Origin of the sequence: Pseudomonas songnenensis (assembly GCF_003696315.1) — a bacterium.
Classification (GTDB): domain Bacteria; phylum Pseudomonadota; class Gammaproteobacteria; order Pseudomonadales; family Pseudomonadaceae; genus Stutzerimonas; species Stutzerimonas songnenensis.
On record NZ_RFFN01000011.1, the window covers coordinates 1 to 22,072 of the forward strand.

Annotated in this window: 20 protein-coding genes and 1 pseudogene; 7 read left to right on the top strand and 14 right to left on the bottom strand. The window is 60.6% G+C overall.

Annotated features, from left to right (window positions below):
* The 6 genes and pseudogenes from EA798_RS19870 to secA form a co-directional block, all read right to left on the bottom strand.
* Window positions 1-199 (bottom strand): annotated as a pseudogene (locus EA798_RS19870) (alkyl hydroperoxide reductase subunit F); the annotation flags it as partial.
* A 121-nt stretch (window positions 200-320) separates the two neighbouring features.
* The gene (gene ahpC, locus EA798_RS19875; protein ID WP_003284760.1) at window positions 321-884 is read right to left on the bottom strand and encodes an alkyl hydroperoxide reductase subunit C; all 564 of its coding nucleotides are present in this window, start codon (window positions 882-884) and stop codon (window positions 321-323) included.
* Window positions 885-1,052: 168 nt separating this feature from the next.
* On the bottom strand, window positions 1,053-1,994 hold the full coding sequence (locus tag EA798_RS19880; protein ID WP_122100057.1) for a Nudix family hydrolase: 942 nt from the start codon (window positions 1,992-1,994) through the stop codon (window positions 1,053-1,055).
* A complete protein-coding gene (locus EA798_RS19885; RefSeq protein ID WP_122100058.1) occupies window positions 1,991-2,623 on the bottom strand; it encodes a glutathione S-transferase family protein in 633 nt (210 codons plus the stop codon). Before EA798_RS19885 ends, EA798_RS19880 begins: the two co-directional genes overlap by 4 nt.
* Before the next feature lie 124 nt (window positions 2,624-2,747).
* Window positions 2,748-3,965 (bottom strand): bifunctional glutamate N-acetyltransferase/amino-acid acetyltransferase ArgJ, encoded by a 1,218-nt coding sequence (argJ, locus tag EA798_RS19890; RefSeq protein WP_106157829.1) that lies wholly within the window; start codon window positions 3,963-3,965, stop codon window positions 2,748-2,750.
* A gap of 114 nt (window positions 3,966-4,079) precedes the next feature.
* A complete protein-coding gene (gene secA / locus EA798_RS19895; RefSeq protein WP_106157828.1) occupies window positions 4,080-6,818 on the bottom strand; it encodes a preprotein translocase subunit SecA in 2,739 nt (912 codons plus the stop codon).
* A 291-nt stretch (window positions 6,819-7,109) separates the two neighbouring features.
* Between secA and EA798_RS19900 the strand changes: the two genes are divergently transcribed.
* From EA798_RS19900 to EA798_RS19915, 4 genes are all read left to right on the top strand, one after another.
* On the top strand, window positions 7,110-7,565 hold the full coding sequence (locus tag EA798_RS19900) for a DciA family protein (protein WP_122100102.1): 456 nt from the start codon (window positions 7,110-7,112) through the stop codon (window positions 7,563-7,565).
* Window positions 7,566-7,685: 120 nt separating this feature from the next.
* Window positions 7,686-8,150 carry a multidrug transporter gene (locus EA798_RS19905; protein WP_106157827.1) on the top strand — a complete coding sequence of 155 codons (465 nt, stop codon included), beginning with the start codon at window positions 7,686-7,688 and terminating at the stop codon, window positions 8,148-8,150.
* A 97-nt stretch (window positions 8,151-8,247) separates the two neighbouring features.
* Window positions 8,248-8,502, top strand: coding sequence for a YebG family protein (locus tag EA798_RS19910; protein ID WP_106157826.1), 255 nt, complete (start codon window positions 8,248-8,250; stop codon window positions 8,500-8,502).
* Window positions 8,503-8,619: 117 nt separating this feature from the next.
* Window positions 8,620-8,889, top strand: coding sequence for a DUF3509 domain-containing protein (locus EA798_RS19915; protein ID WP_106157825.1), 270 nt, complete (start codon window positions 8,620-8,622; stop codon window positions 8,887-8,889).
* A gap of 178 nt (window positions 8,890-9,067) precedes the next feature.
* Here the strand turns inward: EA798_RS19915 and EA798_RS19920 are convergent, their stop codons facing one another.
* From EA798_RS19920 to EA798_RS19935, 4 genes are all read right to left on the bottom strand, one after another.
* Window positions 9,068-11,689, bottom strand: a complete 2,622-nt coding sequence (locus tag EA798_RS19920) for a LuxR C-terminal-related transcriptional regulator (RefSeq protein WP_122100059.1) — start codon at window positions 11,687-11,689, stop codon at window positions 9,068-9,070.
* Window positions 11,690-11,923: 234 nt separating this feature from the next.
* Window positions 11,924-13,285: a DUF1329 domain-containing protein gene (locus tag EA798_RS19925; RefSeq protein WP_122100060.1), complete on the bottom strand. Its 1,362-nt coding sequence runs from the start codon at window positions 13,283-13,285 to the stop codon at window positions 11,924-11,926.
* 102 nt (window positions 13,286-13,387) lie between these two features.
* Window positions 13,388-15,292 (bottom strand): DUF1302 domain-containing protein, encoded by a 1,905-nt coding sequence (locus EA798_RS19930; RefSeq protein WP_122100061.1) that lies wholly within the window; start codon window positions 15,290-15,292, stop codon window positions 13,388-13,390.
* Between the two features lie 582 nt (window positions 15,293-15,874).
* Window positions 15,875-16,432 (bottom strand): hypoxanthine-guanine phosphoribosyltransferase, encoded by a 558-nt coding sequence (locus EA798_RS19935; RefSeq protein WP_106157821.1) that lies wholly within the window; start codon window positions 16,430-16,432, stop codon window positions 15,875-15,877.
* A gap of 249 nt (window positions 16,433-16,681) precedes the next feature.
* On the opposite strand from EA798_RS19935, the gene upp reads away from it, so the two are divergent.
* From upp to EA798_RS19950, 3 genes are all read left to right on the top strand, one after another.
* On the top strand, window positions 16,682-17,320 hold the full coding sequence (upp, locus tag EA798_RS19940; RefSeq protein ID WP_122100062.1) for a uracil phosphoribosyltransferase: 639 nt from the start codon (window positions 16,682-16,684) through the stop codon (window positions 17,318-17,320).
* 2 nt (window positions 17,321-17,322) lie between these two features.
* Window positions 17,323-18,582, top strand: a complete 1,260-nt coding sequence (locus EA798_RS19945) for a uracil-xanthine permease family protein (protein WP_106157820.1) — start codon at window positions 17,323-17,325, stop codon at window positions 18,580-18,582.
* Between the two features lie 83 nt (window positions 18,583-18,665).
* The gene (locus tag EA798_RS19950) at window positions 18,666-18,977 is read left to right on the top strand and encodes a YkgJ family cysteine cluster protein (protein ID WP_106157819.1); all 312 of its coding nucleotides are present in this window, start codon (window positions 18,666-18,668) and stop codon (window positions 18,975-18,977) included.
* Window positions 18,978-19,040: 63 nt separating this feature from the next.
* On the opposite strand, the gene EA798_RS19955 is transcribed toward EA798_RS19950, so the two are convergent.
* The 4 genes from EA798_RS19955 to prmC form a co-directional block, all read right to left on the bottom strand.
* The gene (locus tag EA798_RS19955) at window positions 19,041-19,559 is read right to left on the bottom strand and encodes an acyloxyacyl hydrolase (protein WP_122100063.1); all 519 of its coding nucleotides are present in this window, start codon (window positions 19,557-19,559) and stop codon (window positions 19,041-19,043) included.
* Between the two features lie 84 nt (window positions 19,560-19,643).
* The gene (murI, locus tag EA798_RS19960; RefSeq protein ID WP_122100103.1) at window positions 19,644-20,438 is read right to left on the bottom strand and encodes a glutamate racemase; all 795 of its coding nucleotides are present in this window, start codon (window positions 20,436-20,438) and stop codon (window positions 19,644-19,646) included.
* Window positions 20,431-21,180, bottom strand: coding sequence for a molybdopterin-synthase adenylyltransferase MoeB (locus tag EA798_RS19965; RefSeq protein WP_122100064.1), 750 nt, complete (start codon window positions 21,178-21,180; stop codon window positions 20,431-20,433). The genes murI and EA798_RS19965 overlap by 8 nt, the downstream gene beginning before the upstream one ends.
* A gap of 21 nt (window positions 21,181-21,201) precedes the next feature.
* Window positions 21,202-22,029, bottom strand: a complete 828-nt coding sequence (gene prmC / locus EA798_RS19970; protein ID WP_122100065.1) for a peptide chain release factor N(5)-glutamine methyltransferase — start codon at window positions 22,027-22,029, stop codon at window positions 21,202-21,204.
* Window positions 22,030-22,072: the final 43 nt, after the last annotated feature.

Genomic DNA, 22,072 nt, shown 5'->3' on the forward strand with positions numbered 1-22,072 from the left:
TGAGCGAGAACGACGGCTTGCGCACATCGTCGCCGTCGGTCTTCAAGGTGATCTTGTCGCTGAGGCCGGCGATGTCCTGCAGCAGGCTCAGCAGCTCCCGGGATTTCTCGCCGTCATCGAGGGACGCGACGATCTCGAAGGGCTGGCTGACCTTCTCCAGGTAGGCTTTCAACTGGGTCTTGAGATTGGTGTCCAACATGAGCAGCGGTACCCCGTTCGGAATTCAGGAAATAAAACGCCCGGACGGTTCGCGTCCAGGCGTTGGGTTGCCAGAGGGCGGTGAACAGCCCTCCGGCACGCAGGGCAGATAGGCGAAAGCCTTAGATCTTGCCGACCAGGTCCAGCGAAGGAGCCAGGGTCTTCTCGCCCTCTTTCCACTTGGCCGGGCAGACTTCACCCGGGTGAGCGGCGGTGTACTGAGCGGCCTTCAGCTTGCGCAGGGTCTCGGACACGTCACGAGCGATCTCGTTGGAGTGGATCTCGACGGTTTTGATCACGCCTTCCGGGTTGATCAGGAAGGTGCCACGCAGCGCCAGACCTTCTTCTTCGATGTGCACACCGAAAGCGCGGGTCAGCTGGTGAGTCGGGTCGCCGATCAGCGGGAACTGCGCCTTGCCAACGGCAGGGGACGTTTCGTGCCAGACCTTGTGCGAGAAATGGGTATCGGTGGTGACGATGTACACCTCGGTACCGGCCTTCTGGAATTCGGCGTAGCTGTTGGCAGCGTCTTCGATTTCAGTCGGGCAGTTGAAGGTAAAGGCAGCCGGCATGAAGATCAGCACGGACCACTTGCCCTTCAGGGATTCTTCGGTGACTTCGATGAACTTGCCATTGTGGAAGGCATTGACTTTGAAGGGTTGAACTTGAGTGTTGATCAGCGACATCTGCTAACTCCTTTAGGGGGTTCAGAAACTTAACGGGGCCTACGATAACGCAGTCAGCAGCATACCGTTAATTGATTAAGGGCATGGCCGCGATTGCTTTCATCTATCGAAGACACACTTATCGGGTTTACAGCAGCATCGCCAGTGACCTGCATCAGCGCCAGCGGTTCAATCCGGCCAGAACGCTCGAATCGCAGCGACACCCTGCGCACCGGCCTGGCGTGCCGCGGACAGGTCGGATGCCTGAAGTCCGCCCAACAGGTAGGCCGGTCGGTCGAAGCCTAGCAGTAAATCCGCGACCTGCGGCCAGCCCAACGGTGAGGCATCCGGATGGCTGGCGGTCGCCAGCACTGGCGACAACGTGACGAAATCTACTCCCAATGCGGCCGCCAGCGCCAGCTCCTCGGCATCGTGACAGGACGCCGCCAACCAGCGATTCATCGCGATCGGTCGTTCCCGCCCAGCCTGCTCTCGCAGCTGCTCAGCGGTCAGATGCCAGCCAGCCTCGGGATAGTCGCACGCCCACTGTAGCGGGCCCTTGAGCATCAGCTGAGCCCGCCCCTCGCACAAGGCCAGCGCCTGCTCTGCCATTGCACGGTAGTCGGCAGGCGGTAGCGACGGCACACGCAGCTGGATCAGCCGAATGCCGTCATCCAGCGCTCGCATGAGCCCATCGAGCAATCGTTGCGGGGCGATGCCATCCGGCGTTATCAGGTAGCGGTGCGGCAAGCGCGCAGCCGCGACGATCGGCTGGTTCGCAGCCGGGAAGCTGTAGCTCGTCAATTGATCCGCCGTCACCCACATCAGCGGCTGGCCTTCCGCCCCATGGGGTTCACCGGTAAACGCCTGCACCTCCCAGACATCGAGCAGCACCTGCTTGTCCGGATAATCGTGGCGCACCTGGATCAACGGCTGCGCCGCGGTAACGACGATGCCCAGTTCCTCCTGCAGCTCGCGCGCCAGCGCCGCCTCGACGCGCTCATCAGCCTCGACCTTGCCGCCTGGGAACTCCCACAACCCACCCTGGTGCTTGTCGAGCGGGCGCTTGGCGATCAGCACGCGCGCGTCGGCGCCACGAATGACGGCTGCGGCTACATGGATTCGTTTCACTTTCGCACGTCCTGCAGAGCACTCTGATGCCAGCGCTGAAAAGCCGGCCACTGATGAATCGTCTCGACGTAGCTCGCTGCAACCGCCGGCAATGCCACTCGATAGCTTCGCAGGCGCGACGCCACCGGGGCATAGAACGCATCAGCGATGCCTGGTTGGCCAAACAGATAATCACCGCTCTGGCCAAAGCGCTCGCGGCAATCGCTCCAGATGGCGCAGATTCGCTCAACATCTGCCCGCACTGCCTCGGGTAACTCGGGCAAGGCCTGATCGCGCGCCATATCCATCGGCAGATGACTGCGCAGCGCCTGAAAACCGCTGTGCATCTCCGCGCAGATACTTCGCGCCAATGCGCGCGCGTAGCGCTCGCGTGGCCAGAGGTGTGCATTGGGGAACTGCTCGGCAAGGTATTCGGCGATTGCCAGCGAATCCCACACCGGGCCGTCCTCGGTCAGCAGCACCGGCACCTTGCCGGTCGGCGAGTAAGCCAGCAGCCGGGCTCGGCTGTCCGGCCGATAGAGCGAGACCGGAACCTGTGCGCACGCAGCGCCGGACAGTTCTACTGCCAGGGCGGCGCGCAGCGACCAGGATGAGTAGTTCTTGTCGCCGATTACCAATTGCAGAGCCATGACCGATGCACCTCGAGTGGCCTTCGGAAGAGTCAGCGGACGTTAAAGCGCGGCAAGCGGAAATGGCAAATTCCCGTTGCACATGGGGCCATGCGCAACGGGAATGGCTAAGGGCAGGGTTCGATCAGGTCCGGTACTCGGCGTTGATCTTCACGTACTCGTGGGACAGGTCGGTGGTCCAGATGGTCTCGCTGCAATCTCCACGTCCGAGCTCGATACGGATGGTGATTTCCTCACGGGCCATTACTGCCGCGCCCTGCTCTTCCGTGTAGCTGGGCGAGCGCCCGCCCTGGCTGGCGATGCAGACCTCGCCGAGGAACACATCGATCTTGCTCACGTCCAGGTTCGGCACGCCCGCGTAGCCGACCGCAGCGAGAATGCGGCCCCAGTTCGGGTCGGAGGCGAACAGCGCGGTCTTGATCAGCGGCGAGTGCGCGACGGCGTAGGCGACGTCCAGGCACTCCTGATGATTGCCACCGCCGTTGACCTGCACCGTGACGAACTTGGTCGCACCTTCGCCATCGCGGACGATGGCCTGGGCCACTTCCATGAAGACGTCCAGCACCGCCTGCCTGAGCTTGCCGAACAGCTCGCCGGTGGCTTCGGTGATCTCCGGCAGCGCCGCCTGGCCGGTGGCGATCAGCATGCAGCAATCGTTGGTGGAAGTATCACCATCGATGGTGATGCGGTTGAACGACTTGTTCGCCGCATCGCGCACCAGATCCTGCAGCACGCTGCCGGCCACCTTGGCATCGGTGGCGATATAGCCAAGCATGGTCGCCATGTTCGGCCGGATCATCCCCGCGCCCTTGCTGATACCGGTGACGGTCACCGTCACGCCATCGTGCTGGAACTGACGGCTGGCACCCTTGGGCAGCGTATCGGTGGTCATGATGCCGGTCGCGGCCTCGGCCCAGTGGTCCGGCGACAGATCATCGAGTGCAGCCTGCAGCGCCGCTTCGATCTTCTGCACCGGCAGCGGCTCGCCGATCACGCCAGTCGAGAAAGGCAGCACGGCGGTCTCGTCGACGCCGGTAATGGCAGCGAGGGCCGCGCAGGTATGCCGCGCATCAGCCAGGCCCTGCGGCCCGGTTCCGGCATTGGCATTACCGGTGTTGGTCAGCAGATAACGCACCAGCCCGTGCATACGCTCGCGGGTCACGATGACCGGAGCGGCGCAGAAGGCATTGGTGGTGGTAACCCCGGCGACACGCGAGCCCTCGGCACAGCGCATGATCACCACATCCTTGCGGCCCGGTCGCTTGATGCCCGCCGAAGCAATGCCGAGTTCGAAACCGGGTACCGGGTGCAGCGTGGGTAAAGGACCAAGACCGACAGCCATGGATGCGCTCCTTCAGACAATAAATGGCCAACAGGCCGAGAAAAGAGATTGCGACAAAAACGCCGCGAGCGGCAGAAGCCGGTCGCGGCGCGGACTCATCAGGCGAGGTCGGACTTACTGAACCTGCCCGTGGCAATGCTTGTACTTCTTGCCCGATCCGCATGGGCAAGGCTCGTTGCGGCCGATCTTCGGCTCGGTACGCACCGGAGTCGCGGCGACGTCGGCCTGGCCTTCAACCTCGGGCTCCTCCTCCGGCTGATCCAGCGCCGACACCTCGGCGTGCTGGAATTGCATGCGCTTGGCCAGCTCTTCGGCTTCGCGACGCAGGCGGGCTTCCTCTTCGGCCGGATCTTCGCGACGCACCTGAACGTGGGACAGCACGCGAATGCTGTCACGCTTGATGGATTCGAGGAGGTCCTGGAACAGCGTGAAGGACTCGCGCTTGTATTCCTGCTTCGGGTTCTTCTGCGCGTAGCCACGCAGGTGGATGCCGTGACGCAGGTGGTCCATGGTCGACAGGTGGTCTTTCCACAGGTCATCCAGCACACGCAGCACGATCTGCTTCTCGAAGGAACGCAGCGCCTCGGCGCCAGCCAGCTCTTCCTTCTCGTTGTAGGCGGCCAGCAGCGCTTCGAGAATCCGCTCGCGCAGGGTTTCTTCGTAGAGCTTCTCATCCTCGTCGAGCCACTGCTGGACCGGCAGGCGCGTACCGAAATCGCTGTAGAGCACCGCTTCCAGGCCCGGAATATCCCACTGTTCCGGCAGCGACTGCGGCGGAATGTGCGCGCTGATCGCGGCGTCCAGCGCTTCCTGGCGGAATTCGGCGATGGTCTGGCCGATTTCATCGGCGGCGAGCAGGCTGTTGCGCATGTGATAGATCACCTTGCGCTGCTCGTTGGCCACGTCGTCGTACTCGAGCAGCTGCTTGCGCATGTCGAAGTTGCGGCCTTCGACCTTGCGCTGCGCCTTTTCGATGGCATTGGTGACCATGCGGTGCTCGATGGCCTCGCCGGACTCCATGCCCAGTGCCTTCATGAAGTTCTTCACCCGGTCGGAGGCGAAGATGCGCATCAGGCTGTCTTCCAGCGACAGGTAGAAACGGCTCGAACCCGGATCGCCCTGACGACCGGCACGACCGCGCAACTGATTGTCGATACGACGGGATTCATGACGCTCGGAGGCGATCACATGCAGGCCGCCCGCTTCGAGGACCTGCTGGTGACGCTTCTGCCAATCCGCCTTGATCTGCGCGACCTGTTCTTCGGTCGGGTTCTCCAGGGCTGCGACTTCCACTTCCCAGTTGCCGCCCAACAGGATGTCGGTACCACGACCGGCCATGTTGGTGGCGATGGTCACGGCCCCGGGGCGGCCAGCCTGGGCGATGATCTCGGCTTCCTTGTCGTGGTGCTTGGCATTGAGCACCTTGTGCTCGAAACCTTCCTTCTCCAGCAGACGGGACACGTACTCGGAGGACTCGATCGTGGCCGTACCTACCAGCACCGGACGCCCCTGCTCGCGGCACTCCTTGATGTCCGCGATGATCGCGGCGAACTTCTCTTCCTGGGTCAGATAGACCAGGTCGTTGAAGTCCTTGCGCGCCAGCGGGCGGTTGGTCGGAATGACCACCACCGGCAGGTTGTAGATCTGCTGGAACTCGAACGCTTCGGTGTCCGCAGTACCCGTCATGCCGGAGAGTTTCTTGTACAGGCGGAAGTAGTTCTGGAACGTGGTGGAGGCCAGGGTCTGGCTCTCCGGCTGAATCTGCAGGCCTTCCTTCGCTTCGATGGCCTGGTGCAGGCCTTCGGAAAGACGACGGCCCGGCATGGTACGACCAGTGTGCTCGTCGATCAGCAGCACCTGATTGTTCTGCACGATGTATTCGACGTTGCGATGGAACAGCTTGTGCGCACGCAGGCCTGCATACACATGAGTCAGCAGACCGAGGTTGTGCGCGGAGTAGAGGCTCTCGCCCTCGGCGAGCAAACCAGCCTGGGTCAGCAACTCCTCGATGTACTGGTGGCCCGCCTCGTTCAGTTCGACCTGACGGGTTTTCTCATCGATGGAGAAATGCCCTTCCTGGGTAACGACGCCCTCTTCTTCCTCGATGTGCTGGGTAAGACGAGGAATGAGCAGGTTGATCTGCTGGTATAGCTTGGAGCTGTCCTCAGCCTGACCGGAGATGATCAGCGGCGTACGCGCCTCGTCGATCAGGATGGAGTCGACTTCGTCGATCACGGCGAAATTGAGTTCGCGCTGGTTCTTCTCCTGCAGGCTGAAGGCCATGTTGTCACGCAGGTAGTCGAAGCCGAACTCGTTGTTGGTGCCATAGGTGATATCGGCGGCGTAGGCAGCGCGCTTTTCTTCCGGCGGCTGGAACGGCGTGACGATACCGACCGAAAGGCCGAGGAATTCGTACAGCGGGCGCATCCAGTTGGCGTCGCGGCGGGCCAGGTAGTCGTTGACCGTGACCACATGCACACCCTTGCCAGCCAGTGCGTTGAGGTACACAGCCAGGGTAGCGACCAGCGTCTTGCCTTCACCGGTGCGCATCTCGGCGATACGGCCTTCGTGCAGGGTCATGCCACCAATCAGCTGCACATCGAAGTGACGCATGCCCATGACACGCTTGCCGGCTTCACGACAGACAGCGAATGCTTCGGGGAGGATCTGATCGAGGGTTTCGCCTTTCTCGAGACGGGCCTTGAACTCTTCGGTCTTGCTGCGCAGTTGCTCGTCGGAGAGCGACAGCATCTGCTCTTCGAGTGCATTGACGGACTGAACCGCCTTGAGCATGCGTTTGACCTCACGCTCATTCTTGCTTCCAAAGAGTTTCTTCAATAAAGGCGCAAACATATCGACAAAGACTTCCATGCTGGGGATGGAGGCACGTCCGCGGGGTCACGGTAACGTGCAAAGCGGCCATTCTACTCGGAAACGACACTGAGGAAAGGTGCCTAACCACGCAGCGCTGCGACGCAACAGCTGTGCTTGGACGCGACCATTGGGTCGATTTCACCAGCCATAACAGCGTTGGCAGATGCGTTTTCCCGGGCTGAAATACGGCTCAGCACAACGCCATGAGGACAAGGGCACACTATGGGCTTCTGCTACCATGGCCACTCTACCTCTGCTCTGTGGACCATCATGGCCTTCCGTCCGTCGCCGGCCCGAGTTCCGGCCTCTCTGCTGCGTGAAGCGAAGCCGCTCCGAGCGTTGTTCGGAGAAGCCCTTCGCCTCGACCGCCTGCAACAGCTGCTGGAAAGCCAGCTGCAGCCAGCCGCACGTGAGCACTGTCGCGTGGCGTCCTGGCGCGAGGGATGCCTTCTGCTGATCGTCACCGATGGCCACTGGGCGACGCGGCTGCGCTACCAGCAAAGGCGACTGCAGCGCCAACTCGAGATGCTCGAAGAGTTTGCCGGGCTGACACGCATTCAATTCAAGGTGCAACCGCCACCGCCACCAAGGCACACCCCGGCTCGCACGCAACCGCTTTCGAGCAGTGCAGCCAACAGCATCCAGGCCGCAGCCGATGGCATCCGTGATCCCAAGCTGCGGGCCGCCCTGGAACGCCTGGCCAGCCGTAGCAAAAAGGAAGGCTGACATCCTGCTACAAATGCTTGCCGCATCGTTGCACGGAGCCCACCTGCACGGGGTAGCATGGACTGCGTCGCAAAGGAGGACTGCCATGCTGTTTAGCCACCTGTCCGGCAGTACCCAATCATGCTGATTGGCGCCCTGCTCATTCTGACTTGGCTTGTATTGCTGATTCGCTACCCGCTCAGGGCAGTGCCCATTTCGCTGGGCGCCGTACTTGGCCTTGCGCTGGTGGCAGGCTGGGTGCTCTGGCAAGAACATCGGGAAGAGCAACTGCTCGCCCGCCTCGAAATTCAGCTGATTCACGACCCCCAGCGCTGCCCGGCCGCGCAGCCGCTGCATGTGCGGCTGCACAACAACACCGGCAAGAAACTGCAGAGCCTGCAGTGGGAAGTGGCGGCCTACTCGCCCGGCTCACGCACCAACTTGGCCCGACGCGCCTATGACGCTCCAACGTACCAGGGGCCCGGTGACTTGCAGCCTGGAGCCAGCTGGGAGTCATGCTTGCCATTACCGCTGCTGCGTAGCGGTTATCGCGCAGCTACCCTGGAATTTCAGGCTGAACGCTTGCAGGGGCATTTCACAAACTGATCCTGCGGCTCTGCCAATCGCCCACTATCAATCTTCGCTCCGCCCGCTTATGCTGTACAAATAAACAGTATCAATCTGCCAATGACCGAGGTGGTAAATGGCCGTCGAAGTGGTGTACCGCAGCAGTCGGGACCTGGAGCGTTTGTTCATGGATAAAGCCGAAGCCGATCGTCATGACAAGATGCTGGAGCTTGCCGAAGCCCTGGCCGCCGTTCTGCAGCAAGCGTCTCCATCGCTGAGCGAAAAACAGGCCGAAGATATCGGGATCTACATGGCCCGGCATCGCGAACTGTTCGCCAAGGCCTTCAAGAGCAGCCCCGAAGCGCTCGCGGAACTGACTGCGCAGGCATGAGGCGCAGATTGCCGATCACCTGCGATGTTTCGAGGCAGCTTGGAACGTTTCGCTTGGGAAACTTGTCACCGCCTCCCCGGGTCCATTGCTGGCAACCCCTCAAACAGGTATCAGGTAATGACGAGTCCATTTCAGAAGATCAGCGATGTGTTTCGTCCCCGCTATAACGTCAACTTCAGCATCGAGAAGCCGGACGGCAGCATTCTGTTGACCCTCACCGGCGCGGAAGGCGTCGCGGTAAAACGCTATATCAGTGCCGACCAGTGGCGCGACCAACAGCAGCTGCAGCGTCTGATCACCAGCCTGCAAGTCAGCCTTGCCATCGAACGCGGCGACCAGATTTCACCGAGGATGGCCCGCGGAGGTTTCCACCCGTCCCCTGTGTAATGCCATCGACCTGACTGCCTGCAGGTTGCCGCCGCTCACTCCCAGCCCCATCCGAAAAACAACAATAAGAACTCATTTTTCGCCTGCCGGCCGCAAGACCAGCAGCGCATCGCTGCGCCTGGCGCGCTCTATGCCAGGTGCAGCGACAAATGCCTCCAGCCGGTTAGTTAAGCGTCGCTCACAACCACGCAAGCGCCTTCGCCTTCGCCACTGCCTGGGTACGACGGGCTACCCCGAGCTTAGTGTTGATCCTGCGCGCATGCGTCTTCACGGTATGCAGCGATATGAACAGTTGCTCGGCAATCTCCTGGTTCGAACAGCCCTGAGCGATCAGGCGCAAGACCGTCAGTTCGCGATTGCTGAGCACCGTTTCGTCCGGTGCCGGCAACACCATTTCAGGTTCGCGCTCATATCTCAGCAGTCGCTGCCGTAGCGACTCGCCCCTGAGCGCGGGGAGCATGGCGGCCAGCCATTGCGGCTGACGGTAGTGCAGCTCATACAACGGCTTTACCAGATGCTGCCGTGCAGCCTCCCCTAGCGCCAGACGCACTTCCAACTCCGCCTCGACCGTCTGACCATCGGCGTGTAGCGCCTCCGCCAGGCTGAAACGGCACTCGCATGCCAGGCCCAACCGCTGGGACTGCAGATTCTGTTCGACCTGCTCGCGGAGCGCGGCGATGGCCCTTGCTGGCTGCCCATCGAGCATATCGATCACAGCAAGATAACGGCGGACCCTTGGCAGCAGCTCGTAAAAGCCGGACGGCGACAGGTAGCCCTGCCCTTCGTACAGTTCCAGTACCTGACACAGTGCACTGCGCGCTTTGCGCAGCTCCCCCTGGTGCAACCAGGCCACCCCATTTATCAACGGCAGGATGCCGCGGAATCGCGCCTCCGGCACATGCCGCCATTGCGACAAGCGCTCAGCATCGCGCAACCAATGGTAGGCACAGGCGAACTCATGATTACGTGCGGCAAGCTCGGCGAGCCCGACGTAGCCAAAGAAACAATAGGAGTCGCCGCAGGTTTCAGTCTCGGACTTACCGAGCTGATAGGCCTCCTGCGCCGGCTCATCCAGCCCCTGATAGGCCAGCAGATGCCCTTGCAGCAACTGCAGCCGACCAATAAGAGGACTATGCTGAACCGATTCACGCAGTGCCTGCAGCGCCTCGTTCAGCACCCCCACCGCGCGCTCGAACTCACCAGTCAACTCCAGCAGCTGAATGCGATCGACGCTGAGCATCACTTCGTAAAGCACGCTGCCCTTTAGCCGCGCGAGCTTCATTCCTTCGCTGTTGTAGTGCTGAGCAAGCTCCAGCTCGCCCTCGGCCATCGCCTGCTGAGTCAGAACCTGATAGCACAGCACGCGTTGGGCCCATGCGTGGTCGGATAGCACCTCAAGCGCCTGCAGACAGTTCTGCCGCGCCTCGGGCTCACCCCGCAACCGGGCAAGGAACCCGCGAAGCGCCTGCCATTGCGCCAGCAGCTGCGCCTGCCGGCGCGCATCGGGCTGCGGAAAGAACTTGGTCAGCTCAGCCAGACAGTCATCCACTTCATCGAGACGCGCCGAAATGATCAGCGCCCATCCCTGCAAGACAATCAGGCGCGTAGTACTGGCAAACAGGTCCTGAGGCAACTCGCTTCGCCATTTCAAGAAACGGGACACGTTGTCCCCGATCAGCAGCTGTTCCTGTCCGTAACGCTGCAGATAATTCGCTGCCACTTCCGGCTGCCCCGCCCACAGCGCGTGCTCCACCGCTTCACGCATTTCGCCGCGACTGGCGAACCACTGGCAGGCACGCAGGTGTACCTGGGTCGGCACGGTGTTTTCACTGGAGCGTTGCAACATCTGCGCGAGCGGCTTCCACAACCGAAACCACTCGCCACAATTATCGATCTGCCGGATAAACAACTGACGGGTCTTGAGAACATCGACAATCTCGCGACCGATGCCGTCAAGTACATGATCGCAAAGTTCTGCAGAGAAACGAGGCATTCGCGCCAATGCCAGCAAAGCACGGCGCACCTCATCAGTCAGCCCGACCATCACTTCACGCTTAACGTAATCACGAAGCAGCGGGGTCCCGGCAACGAGCCGTTCGCGCAAGGCCTGTTCATCGGCATTCAGCAACATCAGACAGACGCCAGCGGGCCATCCCTCCATGCCGCGCTGCAACTGCTGAAAACTCTCGGGAGACAATGTAAGCCGATGCACCCTGAGTATCTGGTCGAGCTCCTCGGCAGTGAATGCCAGCGCCTCGGCCTCTAATTCAAACAGATGCCCTTGCAGCAGCAGCCTTGGCAACTTCCACGCCGGCTGGCGCCGGCTCGAGACCCACCAACTGACAGGTGCCGGCCCCATGTCCAGCAGCATGTCGAGGCATGCATCCAGCGCGGGGCAGTCATCGCGGGGATAATCATCGAGCATGATCCACAATGGCTGGCCGACGCGCCGCAACAAAGCAAGCATGTCATTCTCGGAGCCCGCCTCTTTGCAAGCCGGCTCACCCAGCGCAGCGCACAATTGCTCGTAAAGCATGTGAACCGTGCTCATGCGACCGCCTAGATCCAGCCACACCAAGCGCGTACCGGGCGGTACCAGCCGAGCGCATTCGCTCATCAGCACGGTCTTACCGAACCCTGCCGGCGCGCAGATCAGCCGCAGGCGACAATCTGTATCAAGCAAAGCCTGAACCAGTCGTGGCCGCCCGACATGCAGCGGAGGCAGCCGTGGGATCGATGCGTGTTGCCCCGCGGCGTTGGCCTCTGTGCTGAGCGCATCAGGAATGAAGCGTACGGACATGGCAACGGTTCTCTTGTTCTAGTCAGTCCATTGAAACACAGCGCGATGCATGTCAGGCGCTACGCTCGATAGTGGCCCCACAAGCCCCAACGCCGTCGCTGTAGAAGTCGGGCTACCGATGGCACGGCACCCCAGTAACACAAGGCCCGGAAGAGAAATTATCATCCACCGGTTCGCAGCAAAAAAAAAGGCGGCCAACTTGGCCGCCTTATTCACCCGCTAAATGCAGCTAAATCAGCGCACCCCAGCGTTGCGCAACGCAGCCGGCGTGAAGTCACGAGCGGATGCGCGGTAGCCGTACTCGTGAGGCTTCTCTTCATTGCTCATGCCGATCGCAATATAGCGGCCGGAAATGATGTCGTAGAGCGCCTCGAAGGCATAAGCCGGCACTTTGTGCTGGTAGTACTGCAGCGAATGGGCCTCACCGACACGCCAGAGCTGACCACGACCGTCATACAGCTCCGACTGAACGATGGTCCAGCTGTCTTCGTCGACGAAGAAGCGACGCTTGGCGTAGATGTTGCGCTCGCCGCTCTTGAGCGTGGCTTCGATCTCCCAGACGCGATGAAGCTCGTAACGCGCCAGGTCCTGATTGACGTGGCCAGCCTTGATGACGTCCTTGTATTTCAGATCGCTGGATGCAATTTCATAGCTGTTATAGGGGATGAACAGCTCTTTCTTGCCGACCAGCTTCCAGTCATAGCGATCCGGCGCGCCGCTGAACATGTCGAAGTTATCGGTGGTGCGCATGCCGTCCGAAGCGGTACCCGGGCCGTCATAGGCGACCTGCGGCGCGCGGCGAACACGACGCTGGCCAGCGTTGTAGATCCAGGCCTGCCGCGGCTCCTTCACCTGATCCAGCGAGTCGTGCACCAGCAGCACGTTACCCGCCAGGCGAGACGGGGCGGTCACACGCTGCTTGAAGAACAGCAGCGCGTTCTTGGCGCGCTCCGGGTCCAGATCGGTCATACCCAGCGGGAACGCCACCTCGTCCTCGAAATGGACCATGGTGTAGCTGCCGTTGGTTTGCGGAGTAGCCTGGACGATATTGCGCCGCACGTTGCCACCGCGATAACGGGTGATGTGGTTCCACACCACTTCCAGCCCGTTTTTCGGGATCGGGAACGCGTAGTAGCGGCTGTCGGTGAAATTGGCGATACCGTTGCCACCCTCGACAAGTTCGGTATTTACCGCGCTCTTCTTCGCAGCTTCGTAGATCTCATCCGGTACGGCGACCGAGCGATGGGTGGGGAATACGCGGATTTTGTAGGTTTCCGGATACCGCTTGAACATGGCCATCTGACCCGCGGTCAGCTTGTCCTTGTACTGCTCGGCGTTCTGCGCGGTGATAACGAACTTCGGCTGCTCGTCCTTGAAGGGATTGGTCAGATGCCCATTCTTCAGCGGAGCCGCGTCGGCCTTGAGACCGCCAGTCCACTCGGGAATGCTCCCATCGGCGTTACCCGCCTTTTCCGCACCCAGCGGGGTCAGCGAGGTACCAAGCTTGGCCGCTTCCTCAGGGGAAACGGCAGCCATCACACTGCTTGCGAGCAGAGAGAAGGCCAAGACACTGAATAGCTTTCTTGTTGTTTTCATACGATTCCAGTTCCTCTTGATCTTGTTATACGGCCGGAGGCCATGCCTACCGCTATCGTCCGACCGGCGCTTCCTCGCCGGTCGGACGCCAGGCTGCTCTCCTTAGAAGTTCACGCCGACGCTGAACGCGAGGAAGTCGCGATCAACCAGTGTGTTGTAATCGCCGCCGAAGAAGTCGGTGTAGGACAGGCTGGCGGTGTAGGTGTTCTGGTACTCGGCGTCCAGGCCAATGCTGACGGCCTTGGAGCCTTCGTTGAACAGACCGTTCGGGCCGTAACCGTCGACGTCGTGGGAGAAGGACAGGTTCGGCTTGAGGTTGATACCAGCGAAGACATTGCTGTAATCAGCAATGGCGCGGAGGCGATAACCCCAAGCGTCCTTGGTTACGAAACCATGGTTACCGTATTCCGGCGTATCCAGACCAAAAATCGAATCGCGCCCATAGCGCAACTCGCTTTTACTCTCTAGACCGCCTACATGCACGTACCCAAGCTCACCGACAACAGTCACCCGATCCGACCCCAGGACTTGGTCGAAGAAGTGCGTAAACGAAGTTTGGAACTGTGTAATTTCTTTACGGTTATATCCACGATGCATCTGCCCTGCTTGGGCCAGAGCACCCTCCAAGTCGCCCGTTCCGAGAGACCCACCGATCCCAGCTGCTAGGAGCCCCGTCAAATATGTTCCGTTCAACTGTAGCGGTGCATTCGGGCGATAGCTAAGCTCGCCTGCCCATGCAGTGCCGGTAGGCAGGGTAGTGGAGAAACTTGCACCGTATAGGCGAATATCCTCTGGATAGTCTACAAAGTATTCGCCATTGCTTAGCAGCACTGGAAGGCCTAATGCGGAAAAAGCACTCCCGCTTGGAGTTCCTGGAACAGGGAACGGGGTGCCAGGCACTACCGGCTGCGGCAGAACAGCAAGATCTGCTAGCTGTTGGATAGTTTGGGCGCCTGCATTACGATAGCTAACAAACGGGCTCCGACTATGGTAATTCATGAAATACAAGCCGTATTCTGTAGAGTCACCAAGCCAGCGGAACGCAAATCCGTATTGCCCCGAATCCCTAGCATCGTTATCGCTGCCTCGCCTTACCCGAACACCCTCAGGCCCAACGTTCAAGCCCAAGTCCGCATAACTCGGGTAATAACCATTCGGATACAATCCGGCGAGCGCATCGTTCAACTGATCAATTATCGCCCCGTTAGCGATTAAAGCGTCGCGCGTCCCGCCTGGAAGAATGTCATATCCAGTGCAGCCGTCAGCGAGAAAGTCTGCACCAGAAAAGAAGGTTCCGCAGTTATCTGCGATCGTCTGGTCCCATTCGAGTTGATAGAAGGCTTCCATACTGAGCCGATCAGTTAGGCTCTGAGAAAGATAAAGCATGTTAACGGGTATAAGACCTTCTTTAATTTCTGCACCAGGCCTGCGAAAGGCGGCCGCATCTAGCGGGTTTATCGAGTTTATACTGTTACCGATAAAAGTACTTTCGCCCCAACTAACTACTTGCTTACCTACGCGAACGGTACCCGGCAAATCACCAGCCACATAGTTGTGATAAACAAACGCATCCAGGATCTGCGCACCAGACGACTGAGCGGCCTCTTTACGATTACTATCGCTAACATCCTTATGCAGCCGACTTTCGTCCTTGAGTTCGAAGTCGTACCAATACTTACCGCGAATGAACGCACCGCTATCGCGATAGCGAAGCTCAAGATCGTGCACACCTTTAAAGATCTTTGAGAAAGTTTCGCCACGCTTGAAGTTCAGGCGGCCGTCATCGCCAGTTTGGGTATAGCCTGTTCCGCCGTTAGCATTACCCACAAGATCCATATCCGGCTTATCCATAGCCCAGCTGGCACCGATGGACATGGACGAGTCGAATTGCCCTTCGATCTCGCCGATATTGAAGTTCACAGCGTATGCCGGGGCAGCGATGCTCAGCGCGACGGCGAGAGCTAGAGACTTCGGCTGGAAGATTCCTTGCCTTGTTGTTTTTGTCATGAGGCGCTCCTGGTTGGTTCGAAGTGCGTCAACCCTACCCAGACGCCGAGGGAGGGTTAAGCGCACTAAGGTTTGATTTAGCTTGTAATCCTTTAGTGTTAATAGCCTTTCCAGCAGTGGCTTTCAGCGTGATTGGCCTTGGCCATGCGTATTAAGGTCCTCCAGAGCTTAGCCGCGATTGCCAGGGCCGCAAAGCCCGTCGCAGAGCCTTCGCCACCATGGGCGCAAAGATTTGTCGGCCAGTTATCCTAAAGTGCAATTCACGCGAGCGATAAGGCTTTCGAAATCTGCCGAATATGGCCCCCGGGGCTGAGACACAGCGACGCCAATCGCATCCATGGATGCACCTCATGCAATAAGAGGCGATGCGCATAGAGCGTTACCGCAAAGGAAAGATGAGACGAAAGGAAACAGGCGAGACGGGCGCCAGCGGTTACAACCGCAACCTGCGCCAAGGATCAGTCGGTCAAAGCCGCTAGGAGCCAGCCCAGACCCGCAAACTGCGACGTTGCGTCACAGCCCAGCATGCGCATTGCTGGAGGGGTGCATGGCTCGACGAGGGAGCCATGCCAGATATCCCGTTTACAGCCCTTTTACTGCGTAGATGCCCGGTGCGTTACGCCAGTAGCCTTTGTAATCCATGCCGTAGCCGAAAATGTAGCGATCGATGCAGCTCAGGCCAACGTAATCAGCTTTCAGATCAGGGCGCGCCTTGCGCTGGTGGTCCTTGTCGATAAGCACGGCGGTATGCACCGCGGAAGCCCCGGCGTGGCGACAGAAATCAATGATCGCGCCCAGCGTATGCCCCTCATCCAGAATGTCATCGATGATCAGCACGTCGCGATCGATGAAGGATATCTCCGGCTTGGCCTTCCAGAACAGCTCGCCACCGCTGGTTTCGTTGCGGTACCGAGTCGCATGCAGGTACGACAGCTCCAGTGGGAAATTCAGTTTCGGCACCAGCTTGCCGGAGAAGATCAGGCCGCCGTTCATGACACAGAAAACCACCGGATTGCGATCCGCCAGCTCTCCGTTGATGGTTTCCGCGACCTTGGTGATCGCGGCTTCCACTTGCTCTTCGGTGTAAAGGCAGTCTGCCTCGGCCATGACTTGGCGGATATGCGCGAGATCGACGGACATGATGCGATTCCCCTCAGAATGATGAGTGTTAGAGCGCCAGATGACACCGGCAGCCCAAGCGGTTGAATCGCCGTACCTGAACAGCGAAAAACCTGACCGAACAGCCGATTTTCAGCCGTCCGAGAAAGGGCGTGGAAGATACCCACCCGCGCCGCGCGCAGCAAGTCAGGCGGCTGGATGACGCGCGAATAGCCGCTGACCCAGCGATGCTTTAATCTAAGCCGGTTTATTTGCCCGCCGGAGCCCACAATGCCCATTCGAGAGATCCGCCACCCGCTGATCCGCCACAAGCTCGGCCTCATGCGCCGCGCCGATATCAGCACCAAGAACTTCCGTGAACTGGCTCAGGAAGTGGGCTCGATCCTCACTTATGAAGCAACGTCTGACCTGCCACTGGAACACTACAACATCGACGGCTGGTGCGGCCCGGTGCAGGTCGAGAAAATCTCCGGCAAGAAGATTACCGTCGTACCCATCCTGCGTGCAGGCATCGGCATGCTCGACGGCGTGCTCAGTCTGATTCCGGGCGCCAAGGTCAGTGCAGTAGGCATCGCCCGTAACGAGGAAACGCTGCAGGCGCAGACCTATCTGGAAAAACTGGTTCCGGAAATTGAACAACGCCTGGCCATCATTATCGATCCGATGCTCGCCACCGGCGGCTCGATGGTCGCCACGATCGATATGCTGAAAAAGGCCGGCTGCAAGGAGATTCGTGCGCTGGTGCTAGTCGCTGCTCCGGAAGGTATCGCCGCCGTGGAGAAAGCACATCCCGACGTGCTGATTTTCACCGCGTCTGTCGATGAGCGTCTCGACGAGCACGGCTACATCGTCCCCGGCCTGGGCGATGCAGGCGACAAGATCTTCGGCACCAAGCAGAAGGACATCTGAGCATGTCGCATACCGACGAGCCGCTTGGCCGGCAGGTACTGGCCGGCGCACAGATGCTATTCGTCGCCTTCGGCGCCCTGGTGCTGATGCCGCTGATCACCGGCATGGACCCCAACGTGGCCCTGTTCACCGCGGGCCTTGGAACACTGTTGTTCCAGGTGATCACACGGCGCCAGGTGCCGGTCTTCCTGGCATCAAGCTTCGCCTTCATCGCGCCGATCATTGCCGCGAAGGGTGAGTTCGGCCTGCCAGCCGTCATGGGTGGCGTGGTCGCCGCGGGCCTTGTCTACATGCTGCTCGGCTTCGCTGTTCGGCTGAAAGGGCCAGGCTTCATCGATCGCCTGCTGCCGCCGGTGGTGATCGCGCCAGTGATCATTTCCATCGGCCTGGCGCTGTCCCCTGTGGCCGTGAACATGGCCATGGGCAAGGCTGGCGACGGCAGCGCACAGTTGATTCCGTACCAGACGGCGATGCTCATTTCGATGCCGGCGCTGGTCACTACCTTGCTCGTGGCCGTGCTGGGCAAAGGGCTGTTCCGTCTGGTGCCGATCCTCGCGGGCGTTGCAGTCGGCTACGGACTGTCCTTCGCCTTCGGCGTAGTCGATACCAGCGGAATCGCTGCAGCGCCCTGGCTGGCCATGCCGAATTTCGTGACACCCGAATTCAACATCGGCGCAATTCTGTTCATGGTTCCGGTCGCACTGGCGCCAGCCATCGAGCATATCGGTGGCGTGGTGGCCATCGGCAGCGTGACCGGTAACAACTACGTCAAGAAACCCGGCCTGCACCGCACGCTGCTGGGCGACGGAGTAGCCACCTCCGCGGCAGGACTGTTCGGCGGCCCGCCTAACACGACCTACGCCGAGGTGACCGGCGCGGTGATGCTGACCAAGAACTACAACCCGAAGATCATGACCTGGGCTGCCGTGTTCGCCATCGCCCTGGCCTTTATCGGCAAATTCGGCGCAGGCCTGCTCAGCATCCCGGTACCGGTGATGGGCGGCATCCTCTGCCTGCTGTTCGGGTCAATCGCAGTAGTCGGCCTGAGCACACTGATTCGCCATCAGGTCGACCTCTCCGAGGCTCGCAACCTGATCATCGTCTCGGTGACGTTGGTGTTCGGCATCGGCGGTATGGCCATCGGCTACGGTGAGTTCACCCTCTCGGGTATTTCGCTGTGCGCCATCATCGCCTTGCTGCTCAATCTGCTGCTTCCGGGCGGTGAAGGCTGGCGCAACAAGCAGCTGAACGAAGAGCTGTGAAAGATGCGGCACCGGCCCAGCGCTGGTGCTGCCGTTCGCCATCTAGTGCACGTCCGGCTGGACGTATCGACTAGACTGGCGCAATGAACGACTCGACTATCCCCCACCAGCAACTCGAAGACACCTCGGTGAGCTGCGCTACCTGCGCGGCGTGCTGCTGTCGGCTCGAAGTGTTGCTGTTCAGCGATACCGGCGTCCCTGAACGCTTTATCGATACCGACAGCTGGGGCGGCGAAGTCATGCTTCGACTGGAGGATGGCTGGTGCGCTGCGCTGGATCGCGACAGCATGCGCTGCACGATCTATGAGAATCGCCCCCTGATCTGCAGAGAGTTCGAACTGGGCTCGGAAGATTGCCACGAAGAGCGCAAGGGCAGCGCCACGGCGTATGTCTGAGGTCGCCTCAAGCAGGATTACAGCAGGGCCGGCGAAAGCCCTGCAGTACTGAAACGGTCTCGCTTAGAACGCCATCCGATAATGCAGGGCGTAGCTTTCGACCCCATCGTTCGGCTTCTTGATGCCGGCATTGGAGTAGTGGATCGCACGCACTCCGACTTCATGGCCGCCCGCGAAACGCAGGCCGGCGCCGATCCGGTCCTCGAACTGGAACGACGAACCCAGGCGGTTGCCTTCAACCTCGGTATTCTCGAACGCCGCGACGCCGATGCCTGCCTCGACATACGGCTTGACCGACTCACCCGCGAACTCGTAGACGAAGACCGGAGCCAGCGAAATACTGTGGTTGCTCGACGACTCGTCACCTGCCCAGTAGGTGTAACCGGCGTCCCAGTAGCCAGTCAGCCGACCCACGCTGGTCTGGAACCAGCTCCTGTTGAAGTCGAATTGCGCACCCAACCGATAGGTCATGGTCGACTCGTCGGTCTGGCCGACAGCAACAGTGAAGTCCACCGCGTGGGCAGTTGCCATTTGCCCCACCGAAAGCGCGGCCACTGCAGCCAGGGAAAACAGTTTTTTCATGGGAACATCCTTATAAAAAACACTGCGTTTGTTTGGTTGTTTATTGCCAGCATCAGTTGAGAAACCCGGCCGCGTTGGGAGTTCCTAGCCAGGAAAGAACTCGACCTCGGCGTTTTCACCCCAAAGTATAGGCAGCACGCGGGCCATTCGCCGCGGATCGCCACTGCTATAGAAACGTTGCGTGGCTTCCCCACTGGCAAGCAGATGGCGCTCCGCCAGCATCTCTTTCAAGTGTCGCGCGACAGCAGCCCCGGTATCAATAAGACGCACGTCACTAGGCAGCAGTTGCTTCAACAACGGGCGAACAAACGGGTAATGAGTGCAGCCCAGGATCAGCGTGTCGCACCCCTGCGCCAGCAGCGGCTCGACCCAGCCGAGTAGCATGGCGCGGGTTTCGGCGCTACCCAGCTCGCCAGCCTCTATACGCTCGACCAGGCCGGGACACGGTTGGGTGATGACACGCACATCGGCAGCGAAGCGATCGAGCAACGCTGCGAACCTTGCACTCTTCAGCGTCCCGGTTGTGGCAAGTACGCCGACGACGCCGCTGCGCGTGGCCTGAGCGGCCGGCTTGACAGCCGGCTCCATGGCGATGATCGGCATCAGCGGGTAACACTGGCGCAGCTCGGCGACCCCCGCAGCGGTTGCGGTATTGCACGCTACCACCAGCGCCTTTGCGCCCTGCTCGACAAGAAAAGCCGCGATGACGCGGCAGCGCTCCCGGATGTACTCCGGACTCTTTTCGCCGTACGGCACATGCGCGCTATCAGCCAGGTAGAGCAGCGACTCATGCGGAAGACACTGGCGGATCTCGCGCAGCACGGAGAGCCCACCCACGCCAGAATCGAATACACCGACGGGCGCGTTACAGTCAGTCACGACCACACACCGCGCAATGCGGGTCCCGCTTGACGCGCAGCTCGCGGAATCGGCTGCTCAAGGCATCGATCAAGAGCAGCCGGCCAATCAGCGGCTCACCGAAACCGGCCAGCAATTTGAGCGCCTCCAGCGCCTGCAGACTGCCAACCATCCCCACTAACGGGCCGATCACGCCGGCCTCACTACAGGTAAGTTCGGCTTCGCTGCCGTGCCCGTACAGGCAGTGATAACACGGGCTGGTTTCGACGCGAGGATCGAATACCGACAGCTGTCCCTCCAGACGGATCGCCGCGCCACTGACCAGCGGCTTCCTGGCCTTCACGCAGGCAGCGTTGACCGCCTCGCGAATCCCGAAGTTGTCCGTGCAATCGAGTACCAGATCGACGCGAGCAACTGCCGCATCCAGCGAGTCGGCGTCCAGCCCGCTGCGGTGAGGAATCAGACGCACATTCGGATTCAGCGCCTGCAGCCGGGCCATGGCCGAGTCGACCTTGTGCAGCCCAAGCGACGGGGTATCGTGGGCGATCTGCCGCTGCAGGTTGGTGAGGTCCAGCGTATCGAAGTCGGCCAGATGCAGTTCGCCGACCCCTGCGGCCGAGAGATACAACGCCACCGGCGAACCGAGGCCGCCGAGGCCGACGATCAGCACCCGGCTCTGCTTAAGGCGCAGCTGCCCATCGATATCCACCTGCTTGAGCAGGATCTGCCGGCTGTAGCGCAGCAGCTCTTCGTCACTCAGCATCCAGCACCTCACGAAACAGAATCATGGCAGGCGGCCAAGGCTGATGCGCTCATACCCACTCAGATCGAGCCGGCTCTGCACATCTGCGAAACCATGGTGAACCAGCAGCGCGCGAACCGCTTCACCCTGATCGTAGCCATGCTCAAGCAGCAGCCAGCCACCGGGGTGCAGGTGTGTCGAAGCCTGGCTGATGATCAAGCGAATGTCGTCCAGTCCATCCGCGCCTGCTACCAGCGCACTCTGCGGCTCGAAACGTACATCACCTTGCTGCAGATGCGGGTCGCTGGCCGGGATGTAGGGAGGATTGCTGACGATCATCTCGAAACGCTCAGCGCCCAGCGCCGCGAACCAGTCACTAACGGAGAATGCGGCATTGCCCAGCCCGAGACGCAGCCGATTGCGCTCGGCCAGCGCTACAGCCGCCTCGACCCGGTCCACACCGCAGACCTCCCAGCTCGGCCGCTCGACTGCCAGTGCCAGCGCGATTGCGCCGGTGCCAGTACCCAGATCAAGCACCCGAGCCGGGGTGGCGGGGAGCAGTTGCAGCGCGGTTTCGACAAGCAACTCGGTGTCCGGCCGTGGAATCAGCGTATCCGCTGCCACTTCCAGCTCCAGACTCCAGAAGCCCTGACGCCCGAGGATATAGGCAACCGGCTCCCCCTGCCGACGCCGCGCCAGATCGGCGGCGAAGCGTTCGGCGCAGTCAGCCGGCACCTCACGCTCGGGCCAGGTGCGCAGATAGCTGGTGGACTTGCCCAGCGCGGCAGCGAGCAACCACTCGGCATCCAGCCTGGCGCTCGGCGAATCCGGCAGATCGGCACTGTGCAGCAGGGACTCGATGGTAGGCATGGGGTGCTCGTGAATGTGGCCAGCGTAAAGCCAGGATGGGAAA

Bases quoted from the DNA above. Each gene is read 5' to 3' on its own strand.
- ahpC (WP_003284760.1), bottom strand. From the start codon at position 884: ATGTCGCTGATCAACACTCAAGTTCAACCCTTCAAAGTCAATGCCTTC.
- EA798_RS19885 (WP_122100058.1), bottom strand. From the start codon at position 2,623: ATGGCTCTGCAATTGGTAATCGGCGACAAGAACTACTCATCCTGGTCG.
- argJ (WP_106157829.1), bottom strand. From the start codon at position 3,965: ATGGCTGTCGGTCTTGGTCCTTTACCCACGCTGCACCCGGTACCCGGT.
- secA (WP_106157828.1), bottom strand. From the start codon at position 6,818: ATGTTTGCGCCTTTATTGAAGAAACTCTTTGGAAGCAAGAATGAGCGT.
- EA798_RS19900 (WP_122100102.1), top strand. From the start codon at position 7,110: ATGGCCTTCCGTCCGTCGCCGGCCCGAGTTCCGGCCTCTCTGCTGCGT.
- EA798_RS19905 (WP_106157827.1), top strand. From the start codon at position 7,686: ATGCTGATTGGCGCCCTGCTCATTCTGACTTGGCTTGTATTGCTGATT.
- EA798_RS19910 (WP_106157826.1), top strand. From the start codon at position 8,248: ATGGCCGTCGAAGTGGTGTACCGCAGCAGTCGGGACCTGGAGCGTTTG.
- EA798_RS19915 (WP_106157825.1), top strand. From the start codon at position 8,620: ATGACGAGTCCATTTCAGAAGATCAGCGATGTGTTTCGTCCCCGCTAT.
- EA798_RS19920 (WP_122100059.1), bottom strand. From the start codon at position 11,689: ATGTCCGTACGCTTCATTCCTGATGCGCTCAGCACAGAGGCCAACGCC.
- EA798_RS19925 (WP_122100060.1), bottom strand. From the start codon at position 13,285: ATGAAAACAACAAGAAAGCTATTCAGTGTCTTGGCCTTCTCTCTGCTC.
- EA798_RS19930 (WP_122100061.1), bottom strand. From the start codon at position 15,292: ATGACAAAAACAACAAGGCAAGGAATCTTCCAGCCGAAGTCTCTAGCT.
- EA798_RS19935 (WP_106157821.1), bottom strand. From the start codon at position 16,432: ATGTCCGTCGATCTCGCGCATATCCGCCAAGTCATGGCCGAGGCAGAC.
- upp (WP_122100062.1), top strand. From the start codon at position 16,682: ATGCCCATTCGAGAGATCCGCCACCCGCTGATCCGCCACAAGCTCGGC.
- EA798_RS19945 (WP_106157820.1), top strand. From the start codon at position 17,323: ATGTCGCATACCGACGAGCCGCTTGGCCGGCAGGTACTGGCCGGCGCA.
- EA798_RS19950 (WP_106157819.1), top strand. From the start codon at position 18,666: ATGAACGACTCGACTATCCCCCACCAGCAACTCGAAGACACCTCGGTG.
- EA798_RS19955 (WP_122100063.1), bottom strand. From the start codon at position 19,559: ATGAAAAAACTGTTTTCCCTGGCTGCAGTGGCCGCGCTTTCGGTGGGG.
- EA798_RS19965 (WP_122100064.1), bottom strand. From the start codon at position 21,180: ATGCTGAGTGACGAAGAGCTGCTGCGCTACAGCCGGCAGATCCTGCTC.
- prmC (WP_122100065.1), bottom strand. From the start codon at position 22,029: ATGCCTACCATCGAGTCCCTGCTGCACAGTGCCGATCTGCCGGATTCG.